General features: G+C 41.1%; 17 protein-coding genes. 12 read left to right on the top strand and 5 right to left on the bottom strand.

What is annotated here, in order from left to right; all coding sequences use genetic code 11:
* The first annotated feature begins 116 nt into the window (after positions 1–116).
* Positions 117–1,673 (top strand): M20/M25/M40 family metallo-hydrolase, encoded by a 1,557-nt coding sequence (locus GD597_RS15295; RefSeq protein WP_171608763.1) that lies wholly within the window; start codon positions 117–119, stop codon positions 1,671–1,673.
* 152 nt (positions 1,674–1,825) lie between these two features.
* Here the strand turns inward: GD597_RS15295 and GD597_RS15290 are convergent, their stop codons facing one another.
* Positions 1,826–2,860, bottom strand: coding sequence for a 2-oxoacid:ferredoxin oxidoreductase subunit beta (locus tag GD597_RS15290; protein WP_171608762.1), 1,035 nt, complete (start codon positions 2,858–2,860; stop codon positions 1,826–1,828).
* Positions 2,861–2,907: 47 nt separating this feature from the next.
* Positions 2,908–3,258 carry a carboxymuconolactone decarboxylase family protein gene (locus GD597_RS15285; RefSeq protein ID WP_171608761.1) on the bottom strand — a complete coding sequence of 117 codons (351 nt, stop codon included), beginning with the start codon at positions 3,256–3,258 and terminating at the stop codon, positions 2,908–2,910.
* 312 nt (positions 3,259–3,570) lie between these two features.
* On the opposite strand from GD597_RS15285, the gene gndA reads away from it, so the two are divergent.
* The 4 genes from gndA to pgl all read left to right on the top strand — a co-directional run bounded on the left by gndA (position 3,571) and on the right by pgl (position 7,973).
* Positions 3,571–4,983, top strand: a complete 1,413-nt coding sequence (gndA, locus tag GD597_RS15280) for an NADP-dependent phosphogluconate dehydrogenase (protein WP_171608760.1) — start codon at positions 3,571–3,573, stop codon at positions 4,981–4,983.
* Between the two features lie 31 nt (positions 4,984–5,014).
* On the top strand, positions 5,015–5,464 hold the full coding sequence (locus GD597_RS15275) for a VOC family protein (protein WP_171608759.1): 450 nt from the start codon (positions 5,015–5,017) through the stop codon (positions 5,462–5,464).
* Between the two features lie 122 nt (positions 5,465–5,586).
* The gene (gene zwf / locus GD597_RS15270) at positions 5,587–7,113 is read left to right on the top strand and encodes a glucose-6-phosphate dehydrogenase (protein ID WP_171608758.1); all 1,527 of its coding nucleotides are present in this window, start codon (positions 5,587–5,589) and stop codon (positions 7,111–7,113) included.
* A gap of 122 nt (positions 7,114–7,235) precedes the next feature.
* Complete coding sequence (gene pgl / locus GD597_RS15265) at positions 7,236–7,973, top strand: 6-phosphogluconolactonase (RefSeq protein ID WP_171608757.1); 738 nt, start codon at positions 7,236–7,238, stop codon at positions 7,971–7,973.
* Here the strand turns inward: pgl and GD597_RS15260 are convergent, their stop codons facing one another.
* The 3 genes from GD597_RS15260 to GD597_RS15250 form a co-directional block, all read right to left on the bottom strand.
* Positions 7,974–9,692 (bottom strand): T9SS type B sorting domain-containing protein, encoded by a 1,719-nt coding sequence (locus tag GD597_RS15260; RefSeq protein ID WP_171608756.1) that lies wholly within the window; start codon positions 9,690–9,692, stop codon positions 7,974–7,976.
* 125 nt (positions 9,693–9,817) lie between these two features.
* A complete protein-coding gene (locus GD597_RS15255) occupies positions 9,818–11,398 on the bottom strand; it encodes a DUF1501 domain-containing protein (RefSeq protein ID WP_171608755.1) in 1,581 nt (526 codons plus the stop codon).
* Between the two features lie 18 nt (positions 11,399–11,416).
* Positions 11,417–13,087 carry a DUF1800 domain-containing protein gene (locus GD597_RS15250; protein WP_171608754.1) on the bottom strand — a complete coding sequence of 557 codons (1,671 nt, stop codon included), beginning with the start codon at positions 13,085–13,087 and terminating at the stop codon, positions 11,417–11,419.
* Positions 13,088–13,471: 384 nt separating this feature from the next.
* Between GD597_RS15250 and GD597_RS15245 the strand changes: the two genes are divergently transcribed.
* From GD597_RS15245 to GD597_RS15215, 7 genes are all read left to right on the top strand, one after another.
* On the top strand, positions 13,472–13,972 hold the full coding sequence (locus tag GD597_RS15245) for a DUF5606 family protein (RefSeq protein WP_171608753.1): 501 nt from the start codon (positions 13,472–13,474) through the stop codon (positions 13,970–13,972).
* Positions 13,973–14,176: 204 nt separating this feature from the next.
* Complete coding sequence (locus GD597_RS15240; protein WP_171608752.1) at positions 14,177–15,898, top strand: M3 family oligoendopeptidase; 1,722 nt, start codon at positions 14,177–14,179, stop codon at positions 15,896–15,898.
* A 256-nt stretch (positions 15,899–16,154) separates the two neighbouring features.
* Complete coding sequence (locus tag GD597_RS15235; RefSeq protein ID WP_317170314.1) at positions 16,155–16,664, top strand: MarR family winged helix-turn-helix transcriptional regulator; 510 nt, start codon at positions 16,155–16,157, stop codon at positions 16,662–16,664.
* A gap of 27 nt (positions 16,665–16,691) precedes the next feature.
* Positions 16,692–18,251 carry a glycoside hydrolase family 10 protein gene (locus GD597_RS15230; protein ID WP_171608751.1) on the top strand — a complete coding sequence of 520 codons (1,560 nt, stop codon included), beginning with the start codon at positions 16,692–16,694 and terminating at the stop codon, positions 18,249–18,251.
* A 146-nt stretch (positions 18,252–18,397) separates the two neighbouring features.
* Positions 18,398–18,898 (top strand): hypothetical protein, encoded by a 501-nt coding sequence (locus GD597_RS15225; protein WP_171608750.1) that lies wholly within the window; start codon positions 18,398–18,400, stop codon positions 18,896–18,898.
* Positions 18,899–19,076: 178 nt separating this feature from the next.
* Positions 19,077–19,658 (top strand): hypothetical protein, encoded by a 582-nt coding sequence (locus GD597_RS15220; protein ID WP_171608749.1) that lies wholly within the window; start codon positions 19,077–19,079, stop codon positions 19,656–19,658.
* 623 nt (positions 19,659–20,281) lie between these two features.
* Positions 20,282–20,797, top strand: coding sequence for an Imm26 family immunity protein (locus tag GD597_RS15215; protein ID WP_171608748.1), 516 nt, complete (start codon positions 20,282–20,284; stop codon positions 20,795–20,797).
* Positions 20,798–21,459 lie beyond the last annotated feature (662 nt).

The raw sequence follows: 21,459 nt of genomic DNA, 5'->3' as shown, positions 1-21,459 counted from the left end.
GGGTTTACTTGAAAGCGATGATTTTGTTGAATGCAGGGCTTCAAATACCCAACATAATTACACAAAAATTTTATACCTTATCATTAATTTGGATTTAAATTTCAAAAAAATAAAACATGAGAAAAATACTGGCCACCATTATTGTATTGTTTTCCGTACAAAGTCTGGTTTATGCACAGGAAAATATTGACCTCCAAATGATGGAGAAAATAAAAAAGGAAGAAAAAAACAATTCTCAAATAGCCAGTATTGCCTACAACCTTACTGATGTTTGTGGTGCAAGGCTTACCAATTCGCCCGGATATAAAAGAGCTATTGCCTATACCACCAGCGCTTTAAAAAGCTGGGGCTTGCAAAATGCCGGCCCGGAGTCCTGGGGCCAGTTTGGCAAAGGCTGGAGTACCGAGCTTTCTTATATAGCCATTACAAAACCATATTACCAACAGCTAATTGCCAACCCCGTTGCCTGGACCAGCAGTACAAATGGCATGGTACATGCACCCGTAGTATTATTAAAAAACCTTGATTCCGCCTCCATACAAAAAATGGGTACTGCGCTAAATGGGGCAATAGTACTGGTACAATCCAGAGACTCACTCATTCGCAGCGCTTTTATCGCCTATGCATCAAGGCTGGCAGATAGTACCCTAAACACATTACCCGATACCTATATGCTGGGCAAGGACATGGTTAGTTTTTATATGAACTATATTACCAGAGAATACCAAACCAAATTATACCTGCAACAACAAGGTGCGGTTGCTTTATTATCAGTTAACAACACGGGCCGCGATGGTACCGTTTTCGTAGATGGTACCCCTGCATATGATACCCGCTATGCCCCAGCCTTACCCGAAATGCTAATTTCTACCGAAGATTATTACAGAATGCAAAGGCTGTTAAAGGGTAATACCGCTGTTACACTTGACCTTAATGTACAAAACAGTTTTTACGCTGATGATTTAAACGGATATAATGTAATAGCAGAAATTCCTGGCACTGACCCACTACTTAAATCGCAGGTGGTAATGCTGGGCGGCCATTTAGATTCATGGCATAGTGGTACCGGTGCAACAGATAATGCTGCCGGTTGTATTGTAATGATGGAAGCGGTAAGAATATTAAAAGCATTGGGTGTTAAACCCAAACGAACCATACGTATTGCGTTATGGGGCGGGGAAGAACAAGGATTACTGGGGTCTTTTGGCTATGTAAAAAAACATTTTGGCAACCCAATAGATATGAAGCTAAGTCCCGAACAGGAGCAAATTTCTGCCTATTATAATTTGGATAATGGATCGGGGAAAATAAGGGGTGTTTTTCTGCAAAATAACCCTTTGGTAAAAGACATTTTTAGCGCCTGGATGGCACCTTTTGCCGATATGGGTGCAACAGGCCTTACCAGCAGCAATACAGGCTCAACCGACCATTTGTCTTTTGACGCGGTGGGGATTCCCGGTTTTCAATTTATTCAAGACCCGCTGGAGTATGAAACCCGCACCCACCATAGTAATATGGATGTGTACGATCATTTGTCTATTCCAGACCTGCAACAGGCGGCCACTATAGTTGCGGCATTTGTTTACAATACGGCCATGCGGCCAAACATGTTGCCTCGTAAACCCTTACCTCAACCCGAGCGGTTTATTTTTGATACTGATTTGCCATTTTAATTTAAACCCCATCAGCTGCCAGCGGTATCGGCAGTACAAGAGTGCGACGCAAGTAAAGCCGCATTGGGTTATAGGCCGGGCTACAAACTGTATTTTATGCATAAAAAAAGCTGCAATAATTGCAGCTTTTTTCTATTAGTTGAATGGTTAAATTATTGAATTTCCCATATTTCATTTCCGCGAAGCAGTTTATCCAAATTACCGGGGCCTTTGGCGGCAATGGTTTCTTCAATTTGCATGCGTAAAAGATCTTCGTAACATGGCCTGTCTGTTTCGTAAAATACACCAAATGGCCTTGGGAAATGGCCGGCATTTTTTGGATTATCAAACATACGAATTAACAACTGGGCTTTGTTTATATCACGTTCATCGTGTATCCACAAATCATCGGCGCTAACACCTTCACCCAATTCTACAACAACGGGTTTAAAACCGTCTAGCTTTATACCTTTATTTTGGGCGGCACCAAAAATTAATGGTTTGCCTTGTTCCAAAAACAGGGTTTCTTCTGCCTTAGTTGATTTTTCGGTAAATATTTCAAATGCACCATCATTAAAAATGTTGCAGTTCTGGTATATTTCTAAAAAGGAGGCTCCGCGGTGTTGGTGGGCACGTGTAAGCATGGCCTGCAGGTTTTTAGGGTCGCGGTCCATACTGCGGGCAATAAAAGTAGCTTCTGCACCCATAGCAAGTGCCAATGGGTTAAACGGATGGTCAATAGAACCAAAAGGAGTGCTTTTGGTAACTTTATGCTCCTCAGAGGTAGGAGAATATTGGCCCTTGGTTAAGCCATAAATCTGGTTATTAAACAAAAGAATATTTACATCAAAATTTCTGCGCAGCATATGAATGGTATGGTTGCCGCCAATACTTAAACCATCTCCGTCTCCGGTAACAATCCATACACTTAGTTCGGGGCGGGCTGCCTTTAAACCACTGGCTACAGCTGTTGCACGGCCGTGAATGGAGTGCATGCCATAGGTGTTCATGTAATAAGGAAAACGGCTGCTGCAACCAATACCGCTGATAATAACAATATTTTCCTTAGGTACACCAATGCCTGGCATTACTTTTTGTACCTGAGCCAGAATAGAATAATCACCACAACCCGGGCACCAGCGTACTTCCTGGTCGGTAGCAAAATCTTTGGCAGTTAATAGGGGCGCTTCGTTAGTTAATGTACTCATGATTCTTTGATATAGTTTGCAAATGTAAGCATTTACACAATTTACAGTTACTGATGTTTATCATGCAAAGCCTCCCAATATTCTGCGGCCCTGCGGGTATGTGGAATAACGATAGAACCGCCTACAATATTGGCAACTGAAAATATTTCGTACAGCTGCTCAGTACTAATACCCAGTTCAAAACATTTACCCAAATGGTATTTAATGCAATCGTCGCAACGCAATACCATACTGGCTACCAGGCCCAGCATCTCCTTGGTTTTGGTATCAATGGCACCGGCTTCGTAGGTATTGGTATCCAGGTTCCAAAGCCTTTTCATTACCAGATTATTCTTGCTCAAAATCAGCGTATTCATCCGCTGGCGGTATTCATTAAAATCGGTTACCAGTTGATTCATTGTATAAAATTTGCCTAAAGGTAGTATTGCCAAAATATTGCAGGTGGTAGTGATTAACCAAAAATTTCGCTTTTCGCAAAAGCTAATGTTTTTAAAACTGGGCGTTACCCTTTGGGTCGGGCTTTCCGCTGCAAGTCCTCGCCACGGGCGTGGCTGTGGGCTTTCCGCTGCAATCCCTAACGCAAAATGTCATTACAAAGCAATGCTAATGTTTAATAATGGTTTGGTAAAAAAAACAGTCATATCAGGCGGGCAAATACATCTTATACAGCATTTGGCTAACTTGCAGCCTCAAAAATCAATACCAGCAATATGCAACAAATGCTATACGATTTTGGAATGATCGGCCTGGGTGTAATGGGTCGTAACCTCTTACTTAATATGGCCGATCATCAGTTTCCCGTAATTGGCTTTGATCTGGACGCCCAAAAACTAAGTGCCTTAGAAGCTGCAGCCACGCCAGGTACTACCGTAAAAGGGGTAACCACCCTTGCGCAAATGGTAAACAGCCTGCAACAACCCCGTAAAATTATGATGCTGGTGCCTGCCGGTAAACCGGTTGACGATGTAATAGAAAGTTTATTACCCTTATTACAACCAGGCGATATTGTAATTGATGGCGGCAACTCCCACTATACCGATACCAACAGAAGGGTGGCCTACCTGCAACAAAAGGGACTACATTTTATGGGTATGGGTGTATCCGGTGGCGAAAAAGGTGCCAGAACTGGCCCCAGCATTATGCCCGGTGGCGATGTAAAAGCCTGGCACGAAGTACAACCTTTACTGGAAGCTGTTTCAGCAAAAGTAAACGGAGAACCCTGTGTGGCTTATATGGGCAAAGATGCTGCCGGCCACTATGTAAAAATGGTACACAATGGTATTGAATATGCCATTATGCAATTAATAAGCGAAGTGTACGATATTTTAAAAAGAGGCGCCGGCCTTTCCAACGATGAATTACATGCTGCTTTTGCCCAATGGAATAATGGCGAATTACAATCTTATCTGGTAGAAATTACCCGGGATATATTTCTGCAAAATGATACAATTACAGGCAACCGGCTGGTAGATATGATTCTGGATAAAGCCGGTAGTAAAGGCACTGGTAAATGGACATCGCAGGATGCCATGGAGTTGCCGGTAGCCATTCCAACCATTGATATTGCTGTGGCCATGCGCACCATTTCGGCCTTTAAGGAGGAACGGGTACAGGCCGCCGGCATATTTACACCTGCCACCAATACCATTGATGCTGATAAAGCAACATTAATACAGGAAACCGGTGAAGCTTTATACGCTGCCACTATTTTGTGTTATGCACAAGGTTTGGCCATGTTACACCAGGCTTCAGCCGCACTTAAAATGGATATACCCTTACAGGATGCAGTTAAAGTATGGCGCGGTGGTTGTATTATACGCTCCACTTTATTAGAAACATTTTATGCGGCTTATGTAAACAACCCGCAATTACCCAATATTTTATTAAGTGATACCTTGGCAGCTATTGTAAAAAACAGGATAGAAAGCTTAAGGGCTATAGTGATAAAAGCAGCACAATCAAAAATTGCTGCTGCCGGATTAATGACAGCCCTGGGCTATTTTGATGCCTATACTACTGAAAGATTACCCACCAATATTATTCAGGCTCAAAGAGATTGTTTTGGCGCCCATACTTACGAACGTACGGATATGCCGGGAAAATTTCATACAGAATGGAATTGATAGCAATGCAGATTTCTAAAACAACATAATTATGGAAGTAAATCCTATTCCACAGGGTTTTAGCAGTATTACCCCCTACTTGCATGTGCAGGGTTTGCCCCATTTAATGGGCTTTCTTACACATGCATTTGGTGCCAAAGAAATAAGTGCCACCAAGCTGCCCGATGGCATGGTAATAAATGCATGTATGCAAATTGGTAATGCCGTTATTGAAATTAGTGAAGTACATGGCGGCTTTTACCCCATGCCCTGCGCTATTCACCTATATGTAGCAGATGTTGATGCCGTTTACGCTCAAGCGGTAGAAGTGGGTGCAGAACCTGTAATGGAGCCTACTAACCAATTCTATGGCGACAGAGAAGCATTTGTAAAAGACCCTTGTGGTAACCACTGGTATATTGCCAGCAGAATAGAAAACGTACCAGAAGAAGTTTTGCAACAGCGCATGATTGAAATGACACAACAAATGGGTGAAAGTTAGTTTGGTTACTTCGCTCTTATTTACCTGGCTGTTGATGCTGCTATTTAACCCGAACGTAGAAGAGTGCGACGCAAGTAAAGTTGAATAGCAGGTGTATGCCTGGCTCAAAAAAAAATTATAATATGTCAACACACAATAACAATACTAAAAAACCACCCGCCTCAGTAATTTTTATTTTTGGGGGCAGTGGAGATTTGAATAAAAGAAAACTGGCGCCGGCTCTGTTTAATTTATACCTGGACAGCTGGATGCCCGAAAAATTTTCTATTGTAGGCTTGGGCCGAACGCCTTATTCCAACGATCATTTCAGGGATCATTTACTGGAAAGTGTGCAGGAGTTTAGTCGCCGTAAAAATGAACCAGAAAGCTTATGGAACGAGTTTGCCCAATACATTAGCTACCTGGAAATGGATGCCGAAGACGCCGCCTCGTACAGCAAAATATCTGATTATGTAAAAGAACTGGAACAACAGTGGGGCGAGCATCCTAATGTTATTTTTTATTTGGCCGTAGCACCACAGCTGGTTCCTGATATTGCCAGCAAACTGGGTGCCTTAAATATTTGTGCCGATACCCGCTGCACCCGTATTGTTATAGAAAAACCATTTGGACACGATCTTAAAAGTGCCCATGAACTTAACCAGCAATTAACCGGTTTATTTGCTGAGGACCAGATTTACCGTATAGACCATTATTTGGGCAAAGAAACCGTACAAAATATTTTGGCCCTGCGTTTTGCCAATGCTTTATTTGAACCCATTTGGAACCGCAATTATATAGATCATGTTCAAATAACCGTGGCCGAAACGGTTGGTGTAGAAGGTCGTGGCGGCTATTACGAGCAAAGCGGCGCCTTAAGGGATATGTTGCAAAACCATATTTTGCAACTGTTGTGTATGATTGGTATGGAAGCACCGCTTAGTTTTGAAGCCAATGAAATACGCAATAAAAAAGTAGACGTATTAAATGCCATACGCAAAATAACCCGCGACCAGGTGCATGAATATGCTGTGCGTGGCCAATATGCAGATGGCTGGATGAAGGGCGAAAAAGTAAAAGGCTACCGCCAGGAAGATAAAGTAGACACCAACTCACCGGTTGAAACTTTTGCTGCTGCCAAGTTTTTTATTGATAACTGGCGCTGGCAGGATGTACCCTTTTATGTACGTACCGGCAAATTCTTACACCAGAAAACTTCTATTATCACCATTCAGTTTAAAGAAGCACCCCATTTCTCTTTTCCACCCGAAGCAGCAGAAACCTGGCGTTCTAACCGTTTAACCATCAGCATTCAGCCCGAGATGGATATTCGCTTACGTTTCCAGGCCAAACGCCCGGGACAAAGCATGACACTTAACCCCGTGGATATGATTTTTAGCTACCACGATGCCTACGATGGACAGGAACCGGAAGCATACGAAACCCTGTTGCTGGATGTTATGGAAGGCAATGCCACCCAATTTATGCGTAGCGATCAGGTAGAAAGTGCCTGGAAAGTGGTAATGCCCATCATAGAAGCATGGGAAGCCCGGCCACCAGTAGATTTTCCTAATTATGCGCCAGACAGTTGGGGGCCCGAAGATGCTGAAGCCCTTATTGCCCGCGATGGCCATAACTGGGTAACTTTGCCGGCACCGCATAAGGATTAATACATTGCCAATACCGGCACCTGTGCACAGGGAATCATCCTTGCGTCGCAATCCGTTCATCGTTCGCCTAAACATGGGGCAAACAGCCAAAACTGGTTTAAATACAACATCAACCAAATTTTATGCAACTACATATATTTCCCGGGTTAAACGATTTAAGCGTGGCTGTGGCAGACTGGATGGTAGAAACCATAAAAACCACCCTGCAACATAAAAACAGGTGTACACTGGTATTATCTGGCGGTAATACACCCAAAAAGCTAAATGCATTATTATGCAGCCCGGCATATATAGATAAAATAGATTGGGCTAAAGTGCATATATTTTTCGGCGATGAACGGTTTGTACCCTTAAACGACGAACGCAATAACGCAAAACTGGCATTAGATACTTTACTACACCATGTGCCGGTGCTAAAGCAAAATATTCATATCATGCGTACCGAGGGTATTAGTCCCGAAGATGCCGCAGCAGCCTACGAAACCATTCTGCAAAGCTATTTTCCCTCGCATACAGCAGGGGAAGAAAAAAGTTTTGATATTGTTTTATTGGGTATGGGAGATGATGGCCACACCCTATCATTATTCCCCGGCAAAACAGATGTTATAGATGAAACCAAAAAGCTTTGCACTTCTTTATGGCTGCAGGCGCAGGATATGTATCGGGTTACATTAACGCATCCCATTGTAAATAAGGCGGCAAATATTGCTTTTCTTACCAATGGTACCGGTAAAGCCGCTTCATTACAGCAGGTATTAAAAGGTAGTTACCAGCCATACATGTATCCATCTCAAATAATTCAGCCGTTGAATGGACAATTACACTGGTTTGTGGATGAAGCTGCTGCCGCATTGTTATAATTAGCGTATCACCACTACTGTACCTGTTCTGTTTTTTCTGGTATTGGTATCTGTATTAATATAGGTTGCCATCCATACATAAGTACCTGTAACGGGAGCCTTACCCAAATAACGTCCATCCCAGCCCAATAAAGGATTAACCGAGGTAAATACCATTTGCCCAAAACGGTTAAAAATACTCATACGGTATTCACTCATTTTACAAGGGTGTAGTGGCCTGAACAGGTCATTCAAACCATCGCTGTTTGGTGTAAAAGCACTTGGCATTAGTAACTCACAATCGCATACCCTAAAATTAATATGTAGCGTAGAAGTATCGGTTGTACAGGCATTGGTAGCAATTACAAAATAGGTGCCTGCCGTGTTTACATCAAAACTGGTAGCGGTAGATCCATCCTGCCAGGTGTAGGTGTTGGCATTGCCGCTAACATAAAGTCGCCAGGGCTCTCCAAGACATAGGGTGGTGTCTTTTAATGGGGCCAGTTGATAATGTAAACTATCGTTATAGGTAATGGTACAACTATCAGTATACACGCAATTACCTACCTGTGCCACCACCGTATAAACAGCTGGTTTGTACACATAAAATGTAGATTGGTCAGTAATATCCTGATCGGGCCTCAGCGGAGGGTTGGCAGACCAATGATAAGATCCTGTACCAAAATCTGCATCAAGTACCAGTGTTTCCCCAACACAAATAGTGCTATCTCTTAAATCCAGTTGTTTATTACCTCTGTAGCTAACAATTACCGTATCCGTAACCTCACAAACACTATTGATATTCACAAAAACCCAATAAGTACCGGCACTGCTTACTGAAATACTTGACTGCGTGCTGCCGATACTCCAGTTATAATTGGTAGCACCTGCAGGGGAGGCATTTAATGTATATATCTGCTGCGGACACAATAAGGTATCGGGTCCTAAACTAAAACTGGGGGCCAATGGGTTGCTGTAAGTAATTACTACCGTGTCTCTGTATATGCCACAGCCAAGTACATCCACTGCCACGGTGTAAGTACCACCCGGACTTACCGTAACTATATTGGCAGTAGTTTCTGGTAAAACCAATCCATTTAATTGCCATTCGTAACTGGCATTCTGGCTCGCAGCATTTAGTTCCAATATTTCGCCGGTGCACATATTATGATTGGCGCCAAGTTCTAATTGCGGTATGCGGCTAAAGAACACGCCTACCGTATCTGTAACAGTACAACCATTTATTTGTACCGTATATGTACCATTATCATAAACCCTTAGCTGGCTGGTATCGGTTTTACCAACATCGTTCCATATATAGGTGGCCCCGGGTATGGAAGGGACCGAAAGCGTTATTGTATCGCCCATGCAAGTAGTAATATCCGGACCAAAGTTGATAGCTACAGGTGCCACAATATGCACAAGGGTGCTAAGATTAAAAACACCCGCAAAATCGTCAACCACATGTAAGGTTACCGTATAAATACCCGGTGTATTGTACACATGGGTAGGCTGAAAAATGGTTCTATCGTCAGAAATATTAAAGGCCCCGGAAGCAGTATCGCCAAAGTTCCAGATAACGGTATCGGGGAAATTGGCCTTTGCAAATACGGTAGCACTAAAACTAACAGCCTGACCTGTACAGGTGGAAGTATAACTAATACTATCTGCCGCCATTTGTGGTTTATACGGACTTGCCTGTAATGGGCCGGAAGCCATAAAATATACTAACAGCAACAAGAAAAAATATTGCCTGGGTATACACATGTGCTGTTTGTTTTTTGCCGATGCATTTGTTGCCGTACAAGTGTGCGACGCAACGGATGCTGCATGTATAACCGGCAGTTTGGCTAATAATTGCATAGTTATTGGGGGCCTTTTAACATGGTTCTAACCTGCTGCACCGCATTATTTTGCAGCCTGGCATAATATACTCCGGTAGCCAATGTGGCACCATAAAATGTAATGGTATAGGTACCCTCCTGCTGGTATTGCTGGTTTACGGGTACGGCTATTAAACGACCCGATACATCGAATATTTGTATAAGCACATGACCTGGTTTTATATGGTATTTGATGGTAGTAGCTGCACTAAAAGGATTGGGATAATTGCTGATAAGGGTAATACCAACATCGTTAAGATCATCAATTGTTGCGGTGCATGCGGTAGTTTTTACTAATGGCAGGTACTGGTAATTTTTGAACAGAATAGATTCAATCTGATCGGCAGGTACACAAAACCAATCCCGCATAATAGTGGCATATACAGAGCGAAAATCGTATTGCATGGGTATGGTATCTTCTGCACCAGTATTGGAACTAATGGGTGGGCTATTGCCCAGTACTCCATTTTGCACATAATCGCCAAAAAGCAATAAGGATTGTGCGGCCCCATGATCGGTACCTCCACTGCCATTGGAGGCCATTCTTCTGCCAAACTCAGAAAATGTGAGCCCTAAAACCCTTTTAGATACATTCAGTTGCTGCAGGTCTTTCATAAAAGCACTAATGGCATCTGAAATTTGTTTTAATAAATCGCTATGCAATCCGGTGCCGGTATTACCGGCAACTACCTGACTGGCATGGGTATCAAAACCGCCCACGGAAACCATGTATATTTTTGTTTTTAGTCCGCCACCGATTAGTTTGGCAACCGTTTTTAGCTGTTGCGCAATATAGGTATCGGGATAAGCTACCTGCTGTGTTACTTTGGCAGCGGCATTGGTAATAGCATCCGCATATTTATTGGTTTGCCGGGCAATTAACCGCAAAAATGATAATTCCTTACCACTGGGTGTATCTGGTACGGGGTCTTCAATACCATTCAGCAAGTCGTAAAAATCAATGCCAGTGTCTACAGCCATTGAGCAATAACCGCCCGGACCAATAAAGGCCGGGGAAAGTACCGAGCCAATTTGTATGGCCAATGGATCTGGCATGGTATCATTGGGAAAACCTACGGGGAAATTGGGATATTCATGGCTTAAAAAGCGGCCAGCCCAGCCGGTATTCAGGTATTGGTCTTCATCGGCACCGGTTAGCCAAATATCCATGGATCTAAAATGTGATTGGTTCGCAGAAGGGTAGCCCACCCCCTGTAAAATGGCAGCTTTTTCTGTATTATATAAATCCCTGAAACCAGTCATGGCGGGATGCAGGCCTGCTTTTTCGTATTTATTCAGGGCCAGTATGGCCGATTCGGGAATGGCAATATTATTTCTTATAGCGGCATAATTGCCATAAATATCAATGGGTATCACGGTATTTAAACTATCGTTGCCACCGGCCATTTGTATAAGCACCAATACGTGATCATTATCGGCGGCACCAGACATGGCTTGCAACAAACGGGTTGCGCCAAATGCCTTTACTGTAAGCCCGTTAATCAATGCCGGAAACAAAGCTGCTGCCGGCACACTGCGTTTTAAAAAATCTCTTCTTCTCATAAGTGGTGTTTATGGTTATTAGGAAAGATGGTATTCTGGCAGGTTCATCAGGTATTTGTAAAAAGCCTGCAAACGGGTTTGTACCAGGCTTTTGGCCATGGCATCATTGGGATTACTGATATAGGCATCCCAGGCATTGGTCCAATAATAATCCGTTGTTTGTCCGCTAAGCAAAATAGACTGCTTGATAAAAGCCTTTGTAGCATCGGATAAAGGATACCTGAATAAAATACTAAGCGAATCGTCCATTAATGCATTGGGGTCTCCCGGGTTGGGTAATGCAGTTGCAAAAGCTATAGGATCAATAATAATAGTTGCCGTATTTTGGGTAATGCCCTGCAAAATCATATTATCCGTAAAAATGGTACGCTCCGTATAGGTAACTGCATTAATCCATGTTTCATGAAAAGAAGGTTCCAGGTAATAGGCATACCAGCCGGCCACTTCGGGTATGGCGCCAATTTGTTGTTGCTGGCGGCTACAAACTGATAAAAGCAGTGCCCACACATCATATTGCCCGGCTGCATTATCGCTGGCTGGCAGACTAACTTCAAATTCACGCAGCAAGCCAATCACCAAATCAATCGGGCTTTTTATAACGCAGGCAGATGAGTAGGTAAGATCATAAAAATGTTCGCTTTTAAACAGTGTACTTAATACCGGCTGAATATTGTAATTGTTGTTTCTAAAAATATCGGCTAAGGGAATAATAATATTGGTTTCAATCGCATCATCAATTGTATAGTAAATAAAAAAGCGGTATAGCTTACGGCAAATAAACCTGGCTGCTTCTTCGGTGGCAAAAATGGCCGTCAGCATATCATCCAGTTCAGTAGCGCCGGGTGCTCCGGTTTTACCCGTAACAATATGATTGCTGTAAAAAGCCGAAAACAATTTATTATCGCTATCATGCTCGCCGGCATCAAAAAAATAGGTGTAGTTATCTGTTCTAACCGTATGCCCCGTAAGTACCCGGGTGGCCGCCCTTACATCGTCTTCTGTATAGGCCGATCCTGCCCCTTTGCCAATGGTATACAATTCCTGTAATTCGCGGCCGTAATTTTCATTTGGGGCGGTTTTCTTATTGGTATTGCCATTTAAAAAGAAAAGCATGGCGGGGTCTAGCGTTACAGCTTTCACCAATTGGGTAAAATTGCCCAGGGCATTATTGCGTAAGCTAAGGTAATGCCCATACCAGTGTTGGGCCCTAATGCTGGCATCCTTATTCATATTCACGGCAAAATGATTGTGCCAGAACAGGGTAAGCTTTTCGTGTATAGAACGCTGGCTATTCAATAACTGCCCCATCCACCAGGCCTGCAGCGATGCAATACGTTTCTGGTTCAACTCCTGATTATATAAAAGCGGAGATGCATTTACCCAGATTTGCCAGGGCGCCACGCCGGTTGCATCAATATACCCATCTACACTATAATTATTTAATGGGGGCAAAACAGGGGCGGCGGTGGGTTGCAATAATTCGTCCACCACCTCCTCCATGGTTTTGGTGGCAAAATAATTAATATCACCCAGCCGGGCACCAAACATGGTACGCTTAAGCAGGTGTACCAGTTGCGGCCTATCCCATGGGCCTGTATATGGCTGCAACCCTGCTGTAGGTGGTGCGGGTATTGCTGAAGCTGCTACTGTTTTGGCATGGCGGTTTAAACCATCTAATTGGTCTTTCATAGAAAAATGCAGTATTTAATAAATTGGAAAACCAGTTGTGCAGCAATGGTTCTTTTAACAAAATTTTCAAACTCTGTGCCAAGATGATAAAAATCACCACCTAATTTGGCCAGTTTTCAAAATAAATACAAATAAGCACCGGCAGTTATAGAACAAATACACCAAAACACATAGAATTTAAATAAAACAAAGTATGGGCGTTGCCCTTTGGGCCGGGCTTTACGCTACAAGTCCTCGTTACGCTGCGCTGCACTGCGGGCTTTTCGCTGCAATCCCTAACGCAAACAGCCTTTGGCAACTGTTTAAAAATTCACAATAAATTTCAAATACCTGCACGTGGGCTTTTTTGCTTTATTTTGCAATCTTGTTATAAAAAAATTATACATGGAATACAGTAAATTAATTAGTGTTACAGGCCTGGGTGGTTTGTTTGAGATGATTACCAGCAAAACCGACGGAGCAATTGTACGTTCTTTAGAAGATAAGAGTACAAAATTCGTTTCCAGCCGTATGCACACGTTTTCGCACCTGGAAAGTATTGAAATTTATACCGTTAGGGATAACGTGAACCTGGTAGATATTTTTAAAGCAATGGAAGCCAGCTCAGAAAGCTTACCATCCGAGAAGGATGCCGCTGCCATTAAAGCCTATTTTTTAAATGTTTATCCCGATATGGATTTTGACAGGGTATACGCCAGCGATATGAAAAAAATGGTAAAATGGTTTGCCGTTTTAAAGAAAAATGACGTAGAAATTAAGCTTAGAGAATTTGCTGAAGAAGAAGAAACCACTGTTGAAGCAGCAGCACCGGCACCAGTTGAAGAAGTAGTTGCCGAAACTGCCGCACCTAAGAAAAAAGCAAAAAAGAAAACTACCGAAGAATAATTTTGATTAAGGGGTTCATTTTTTAATACTGCGTATTGGTGTATTTGCGGGTATTAAGAAATGAACCTTTTTCTTTTGCTTTTGCTGCCACAAAGCCGGAACCTTGAACCGAGCGTGGCAAGCGCCGATGCCATAAAAAGATGGGCCGGTAACATCACCCTGCTTTATTTGATTTGTTCCCTTTTAGCCTAAATACAATACCATATGCCACTAAGTGCCGATATTAAAAAAACCGAAAGACATTTTCTTTCGCCCGATTTTACCGTTACTACCTGGGAAGCGCTGGAACCCTATTTTAAAACCTTGCTGGACAGGGAAATTGATAGCCTGTCTGCCCTGGAACAATGGTTAAAAGATATGAGTGAGGTAGAAGCCGCCGTAAGTGAAGACGCCTGCTGGCGCCAGATACGCATGACCTGCGATACCACCGATAAAGCCCTGGAAGAAGCGTTTACCTATTTCTGCATGGAAATTCAACCAAAACTGCAACCTTATGCAGATGCATTGAATAAAAAGCTGATAAACAATGCGTTTACCCGGCAACTGCCCACAGAAAAATATTTTACTTACCTGCGCAGTGTTAAAAAGAATATTGATTTATTCAGGGAAGAAAATATTCCCCTGCAGGCAGAATTAAGTGTAATGCAGCAGCAGTATGGCGCTATTGCCGGTAAAATGAGTGTAGAGGTAGACGGGCAGGAATATACCCTGCAACAAGCCGCAAAATTTTTAGAAAACCACGACCGTAATTTGCGGGAAACGGTGTACAGAAAAATTCAAACACGCAGGCTGCAGGATAAAGAAGCTATGCATGAGTTATTTGGTAACCTGGTAGAACGCCGGCATAAAATTGCCCTGAACGCCGGCTACGACAATTACCGGGATTATAAGTTTACTGAGCTGGGCCGTTTTGATTATACCAAAGAAGATTGTTATGGTTTTCATGAAGCAGTAAAATTGCATGTATTGCCATTGGTAAATAAAATATATGCCCGCAAAAAAGCCCAATTGGGTGTAGATACCCTGCGCCCTTGGGATATTGAAGCTCAGCCTGCCGGTACAGCCCCTTTGCGCCCCTTTACTGATGGCAAAGAGTTGCTGCAAAAAACTGAGCAATGTTTTGCTGCTTTAAACCCATTTTTTGCCGATTGCCTGCGTAAAATGGATAACATGCAACATTTTGATTTGGAAAGCCGCAAGGGTAAAGCGCCGGGTGGCTATAATTGTCCGCTGGCCGAAAGTGGTGCCCCCTTTATATTTATGAATGCCGCAGGGCAAATGGATGATGTAACCACCATGGTACACGAAGGCGGCCATGCCATACATTCTTTCTTATCGCATAACCTGGAATTAAGTGCGTTTAAAGAATATCCTATGGAAATTGCTGAAGTGGCCAGCATGGCCATGGAGCTTTTTAGCATGAACCACTGGGAAGCATTTTTTGATAAAAAAGAAGATCTGCAAAGGGCAAAAGAACACCAGCTGGAAAGGGTAATTACTATTTTCCCCTGGATTGCCACTATTGATAAGTTTCAACATTGGGTATACGAAAACCCCAATCATACCATTGAAGAACGTACCAATACCTGGCTGACTATTTTAAATGAGTTTCAAACAGATGCTATTGATATCAGCGGCTTATCTGCATTTAGAGAAATAGGCTGGCAGCGCCAGTTACATTTGTTTGAAGTACCATTTTATTATATTGAATATGGTATTGCCCAGTTGGGCGCTATTGGCTTGTGGATGCAGTACAAACAAAACCCACAACAGGCATTGGAAAATTATATAAACGCCTTAAGCCTGGGTGGTACCAAAACATTGCCCCAGCTATACAATGCGGCTGGCTTACAGTTTAATTTTTCGCCAGATCATATTAAAACACTAATGGAATTTGTAAATACAGAAATGGAAGCCCTGGCTTAATTGTGATTGTATTTGCAAAAAAGGTGGTTACTAAATATAACCACCTTTTTTTATGCCGCTTTGTAATTGGTAAATCATTGTATAACTACTGGCCTCAAACCGCCTTGGTATTTAATTTGATAAATGGTATACTTTAACGGCTTTTGCATAGTAATTTTGCAATAATTATTGGTTGTTCGAAAACCAACCTTTTTAACTGGTTGCTTCCACACATATTTGTTTACTGGTGCTGTTTAACGGCACAGAACTTGTATTTGTGAATCGTAAGATTTTTAAACACCAGCTAATCTTTCATCCTACATTAAAAACACTACACATGGGTATTGAACAGGCAATTCAACAAAAGAACTTTAGAAACGAGTATAATAAAGCCATGGTTAACATATTGTATACCCATGACTGGCTGGAGAATAATATCAAAAAATTTCTGGCTACAGAAAGTATTACCCCGCAGCAATACAATATTCTGCGCATACTAAGGGGCAGCAAAGAACCACTAAGCACCATGCAAATAAGGGAGCGCATGCTGGACCGTATGAGCGATACCAGCCGCGTAGTTGACCGCATGCTGCTAAAAGACCTGGTGATAAAAAAAACCAACGAAACAGATAAACGCCTGGTAGATATCAGTATTACTGCAAAAGGCATTGATATTTTGGATAAACTGGATAATAAAAATATTCAGTTAGACCATATTATGGAAACCCTTACCGAAGAAGAAGCAAAAATGTTAAATCAGTTATTAGACAAGCTGCGAAACGATTAAAAAAACGAACAATCTTATCTTCGCTTTATGAAGAAAGGATTAGTGTTTATTTGTTCCCTGTTTATTTTTCTTGAAACAATACCGGCACAACCCAAATACGAATTCAGGGCAGCCTGGATTGCTACAGTGGTAAATATAGACTGGCCATCAAAAAAGGGTTTAGATGTAGCCACCCAAAAAGCAGAATATATTTTTTTATTAGATAGCTTGCAACAGCTGCACATGAATGCGGTAGTGGTGCAGGTGCGTACTGCCGCCGATGCATTTTTCCCTTCCCCTTACGAGCCCTGGAGCGAATACCTCAATGGCATACAGGGCCAGGCCCCGGTACCCTATTACGATCCCTTACAATTTATGATTGAAGAATCCCATAAACGCAATATGGAGTTTCATGCATGGTTAAATCCCTACCGTGCGGTATTTGATAATAGTACTTCTTCCATTTCGCCCACACATATTACCCGCACTCATAAAGAGTGGTTTCTTACCTATGGCACTAAAAAATATTTTAATCCCGGTTTACCCGAGGTGCAGCAATATGTAACCAATATTGTAAAAGACATCATCACCCGCTACGATGTAGATGCTATTCATATGGACGATTATTTTTACCCTTACCGCATAGCAGGTAAAGAATTTCCGGATGCAGCCTCTTACAAAAAATATGGTAAGGGCCTCCCAAAAGAGGCATGGCGCCGCAGCAATTGCGACAGCATTATAAAAATGATACATGTTGCTGTACTGCAAACAAAACCCTTTATCAAATTTGGCATCAGCCCCTTTGGTGTATGGCGTAATATTAGTAAGGATAAAGATGGCAGCAACACCCAGGCCGGCCAAACCAATTACGACGATCTCTATGCCGATATTTTGCTCTGGCTACAACAAGGCTGGATAGATTATGTGGCACCACAGCTATATTGGGAAATAGGCCACCACCTATGCGATTATAATATACTGCTTAACTGGTGGGGCAACCACAGTTATGGTAAACAGGTATATATAGGCCATGGCATTTACCGGGCAGTAGAAAGGCCCACACTTGCCTGGCGCAATCCCAACGAACTGCCCAATCAAATAAAAAACTTACGCAACAATCCCAATGTGCAGGGCAGTATTTATTACAGTTGCACCAACCTATTACATAACCCCAATGGCTGGGCCGATAGTCTTGCCCAAAACTATTACCAATACCCCGCCCTGGTGCCACCTATGGACTATATTGATGTAACCGCCCCATTATCCCCCAACCTGCAACACATAAAAGAAGAAAATAAAAAACAGGCCGATGCAGCCTATATCATCAAAGCAAAACCAAACGATTCTGTTGAAACCGAAGAAGTAAAAACCTATGTATTATACCTCAGCAATAATTTTAAAACCCTGGGCAACCAACCCATAAAACTACTCGCTGCAAAAGGGTTAACAGATATTCAATTCACCATCCCCGCTACGCAAATACCCAATAATGGCGGCACCTGTTATATTGCCATTACAGCGGTTGACCGGGAAAATAACGAAAGCCCCTTAAGCAATGTACAACAGCTAATAAAAACCAATAAAGGCTGGGTAATACCAAAACAATAAAAGTGGGTATAAAGGCACTTATTCTATGAGCCCGGCGTAATCAACGCAAGGCATCTTTACTTGCGTCGCACTCTTGTACGTTCGGATTATAAATCATCTTTCGCAGAAAGGTTTTTATCTTTAGTTTCAGGTCTTGCTTCAAAAAAATGGAACAATGGGGTGTACCGCCTTCGGAAAAGTATGTTCAATTCCCATTACTGCGGCGAGTACTGTTATTGAAGATAAAAGCCATTATAACCATGAAAAATAAAATAATTATAGTAGTAGTTTTTGTTGTTTTTCTTTTGTGGATTGGATGGGGAGTGTACAGAGGATTAGATTTAAGGAATAATTTTGAAATTACAATAGGGCAAATTGATAAAATATCAAAACCTGGCTGGAAAAGTTCTGGTGATTATGCAATTATATATTCGTATAATATAAATGGGCGAATATATAAAGGGGATGATGCTTATAATTATTGCGGTAGTTTAAATAATGAGCAATCAGTAGCAGAACTTATTGTCGGAAAGTCATTTCCAGTTGCCTATTCTACAAAAGAGAATGGTTATAGTGTAATCATCTTAACAAAGGAAATTGCTAAAAATTTTGATTACAATATTTCTGATTCGCTGCTGGTTTATGATTCAATATTGACTTGTAAATAAAAGAGAAAGTTTTGCCTTCTCCGAAGAGTCTCTAAGAATGGCTTTGCGTGTAGAAGGACCTTAAGAAGCAGGTGTTGCGATGAAGGAATGCTTCCTTCCACCAATTTATCAACATTTTAAAATGTTATGCTAAATTTAATAGAGTGTATTTATTATTTAGATGAAAAGAAATTATAAAATGAAAAGAAATTCTGCAATAATTGTAATTGCATTTGTAGGAGTTCTTCTATTCCTTTATTTCAAGTATATATATGGTTGGTTGGAGTTTAGTAGAAATACAGATACACCTGAACAGTATGTAAGTCATATATTGATAAACAATGAGCAGTACAGGAAGGATAAGCAGCAAATTCATCATACAATGAAAACTTTTGTAACAAATCATGAAGGTTTTTTTCATAGTGATGAATATTTTGACTCAACAGAAATAATAATCGATACTATATTGTATAATGGCGAATTTAATAAATTAGCAATATTATTAATTACGAAAAATCCAACCTATCGACAGTTAATACCTGAAAGGAATCATAAATGGTATTATGATGCGACTTGTTATTTAGGTATTCGGCAAAGCGATACTATCGTTTTGAAATGGGTTGGTCCAGTCTTTAGTAATGGCTTTGATTTTAAAAGTATTTCTCAAGACATACAAGAAGCAACCTTCAGGACTTTTGTAACAACAGATACGACTGATATTTATGAATATAATATAGATGATGCTCGTTTCTGGAGCTCTGCTATTTGGAATAAATGGTGAAAGAAAATCAATAAAGAATCATAAGAAACTACATCATATGGTAGTTTTCCTTAACCGAAGAGTCTACTAACAATAGCATTGAGTTTGGCAAGGAATAGAAAGTAGACGCTGAGATGATGTAAGTTTCTGATTTTATAATAAACGCACTGAGGGAAAATGTAAATATTAAAGTTACCATTCAATAAATTTTTATGCGATTTATTATGAATATCTTCGGAGTACTTATAGCCATTTATAGTCTTTATTATCAAGTTGCATTTTTTATTTTTAACAATTTAACTCGCAGTTCTCAAACCGTTTATAACAACTCGTTTTTAAAAGAAACGCTTCCACAACTTTTGATAATTGTTATTTGTTTAATTTTTTTATACTTGAATGTTAAAGCCATAATGCGGGGTATTAAAGGAAAGCAATGCAGAAAAAATAAAACTAAAATGCTGCTTTGATGCAGCTTTCGCATTTTCCTTCTTCGCAGTGTCTCTTAAAAATAGCTTTGCGTGTAGCAGCAACTCTGAAAGCAACCGTGCGGTACAGAATTGTTAATTCATTTTGTTACGCTTTTTGCGTTGCCTCTGCTGCATTTTCCGGCTCATTACAACCTTAGATAGTACAAATTGATTTTTATGAAAAAGCGAATGAAAACTGAACCGGGGGATTTAATTAAAATCCCTTTTAAAGTAGGGTGGCATACCTATGCCAGGATATTATCAGACAACAGTTATGCAATTTATGATTGCATATCTAACATCGAAAGAACGGATTTTGAAGAAATAATAAAATCAGAAATACTATTTATTGCATGCGTTGATGTTTTTGGAATTAAAGAAAAATTTTGGAATATCGTTACTAATATTCCCTTAGAAGAAAAGCTAAAAAACTTTTACCCAAGGTATTTTAATCCTGCACCTCAAAATGCCGAAAATGTAAATTTTTATAGTGTTTATAAAGACGAAATTGAGAATTCGATAAAAAAAGATTGGATAAAAACAGGCAAGATTCAATTAGGTGGAATACACGGCCGCATTCACATAGAAGCTCGTATTAATGATTTTTTTGCAGGTAAAAAGAATGATGGAAATAGAGCAAATATTTGGTTATTTAAAAAGTATTTAGGATTACCTGTAGAAGAGTATCCTTAATTATAACCAAGCCGCCTCATTGCCTTGACACAGCGTACAAGAAAGTAAATTATTTCCCATCCTATTTCATTGTAATTGTGGCATAAAAATCAACTTTTTAATGCCACTATGTCCCGTATATCATTTTATAGGTAGCCATAAATCATTTCAGTGGTATACATAATTCGTTTCATGGGTGACTATAATTCATTTCATAGATATACCATCCGTGTATACCGCACCTACAAAAATCATTTCTAAGCTACCCATAAAACCCTTCCCATCCTTCGCTAACACCTTCCCATGCTCCCATAATTCATTTCATCGGTATTCCAAATCCACCTCATGGTATAGGCAAAACCATTTAAGTAATGCTTCAAAAGCATTTTAGTACCGCTTCTAAAACCTTCATCACTATACATAAATCATTTCATGCTCCTGGCAAATGTATTACATGGCAACACTTCTATTGCTGCAGTAGTTATTGGCTCCGGCAACATATCATTATGGCAACTTTACCTTCACAGTTTACCCCGGACTTGATCCGGGGCACTCTTATACAATCGGATACTTTGGGCAGCAGTTCCCATATCCTTCCTATATCCATATTTTGGAAAACCTCTCCTTGTCGTGGATAATTTGGGTCATGCCAATTTGATAACTCGTTGATTTTCATTGTCTCT

This window comes from Limnovirga soli (assembly GCF_013106755.1).
GTDB lineage: Bacteria > Bacteroidota > Bacteroidia > Chitinophagales > Chitinophagaceae > Limnovirga > Limnovirga soli.
This window is presented reverse-complemented; position numbering and strand designations above follow the sequence as displayed.

What these genes read in the sequence shown, in the direction of transcription:
- GD597_RS15295 (WP_171608763.1), top strand. Translation starts at nt 117, where the DNA reads ATGAGAAAAATACTGGCCACCATTATTGTATTGTTTTCCGTACAAAGT.
- GD597_RS15290 (WP_171608762.1), bottom strand. Translation starts at nt 2,860, where the DNA reads ATGAGTACATTAACTAACGAAGCGCCCCTATTAACTGCCAAAGATTTT.
- GD597_RS15285 (WP_171608761.1), bottom strand. Translation starts at nt 3,258, where the DNA reads ATGAATCAACTGGTAACCGATTTTAATGAATACCGCCAGCGGATGAAT.
- gndA (WP_171608760.1), top strand. Translation starts at nt 3,571, where the DNA reads ATGCAACAAATGCTATACGATTTTGGAATGATCGGCCTGGGTGTAATG.
- GD597_RS15275 (WP_171608759.1), top strand. Translation starts at nt 5,015, where the DNA reads ATGGAAGTAAATCCTATTCCACAGGGTTTTAGCAGTATTACCCCCTAC.
- zwf (WP_171608758.1), top strand. Translation starts at nt 5,587, where the DNA reads ATGTCAACACACAATAACAATACTAAAAAACCACCCGCCTCAGTAATT.
- pgl (WP_171608757.1), top strand. Translation starts at nt 7,236, where the DNA reads ATGCAACTACATATATTTCCCGGGTTAAACGATTTAAGCGTGGCTGTG.
- GD597_RS15255 (WP_171608755.1), bottom strand. Translation starts at nt 11,398, where the DNA reads ATGAGAAGAAGAGATTTTTTAAAACGCAGTGTGCCGGCAGCAGCTTTG.
- GD597_RS15250 (WP_171608754.1), bottom strand. Translation starts at nt 13,087, where the DNA reads ATGAAAGACCAATTAGATGGTTTAAACCGCCATGCCAAAACAGTAGCA.
- GD597_RS15245 (WP_171608753.1), top strand. Translation starts at nt 13,472, where the DNA reads ATGGAATACAGTAAATTAATTAGTGTTACAGGCCTGGGTGGTTTGTTT.
- GD597_RS15240 (WP_171608752.1), top strand. Translation starts at nt 14,177, where the DNA reads ATGCCACTAAGTGCCGATATTAAAAAAACCGAAAGACATTTTCTTTCG.
- GD597_RS15230 (WP_171608751.1), top strand. Translation starts at nt 16,692, where the DNA reads ATGAAGAAAGGATTAGTGTTTATTTGTTCCCTGTTTATTTTTCTTGAA.
- GD597_RS15225 (WP_171608750.1), top strand. Translation starts at nt 18,398, where the DNA reads ATGGAACAATGGGGTGTACCGCCTTCGGAAAAGTATGTTCAATTCCCA.
- GD597_RS15220 (WP_171608749.1), top strand. Translation starts at nt 19,077, where the DNA reads ATGAAAAGAAATTCTGCAATAATTGTAATTGCATTTGTAGGAGTTCTT.
- GD597_RS15215 (WP_171608748.1), top strand. Translation starts at nt 20,282, where the DNA reads ATGAAAAAGCGAATGAAAACTGAACCGGGGGATTTAATTAAAATCCCT.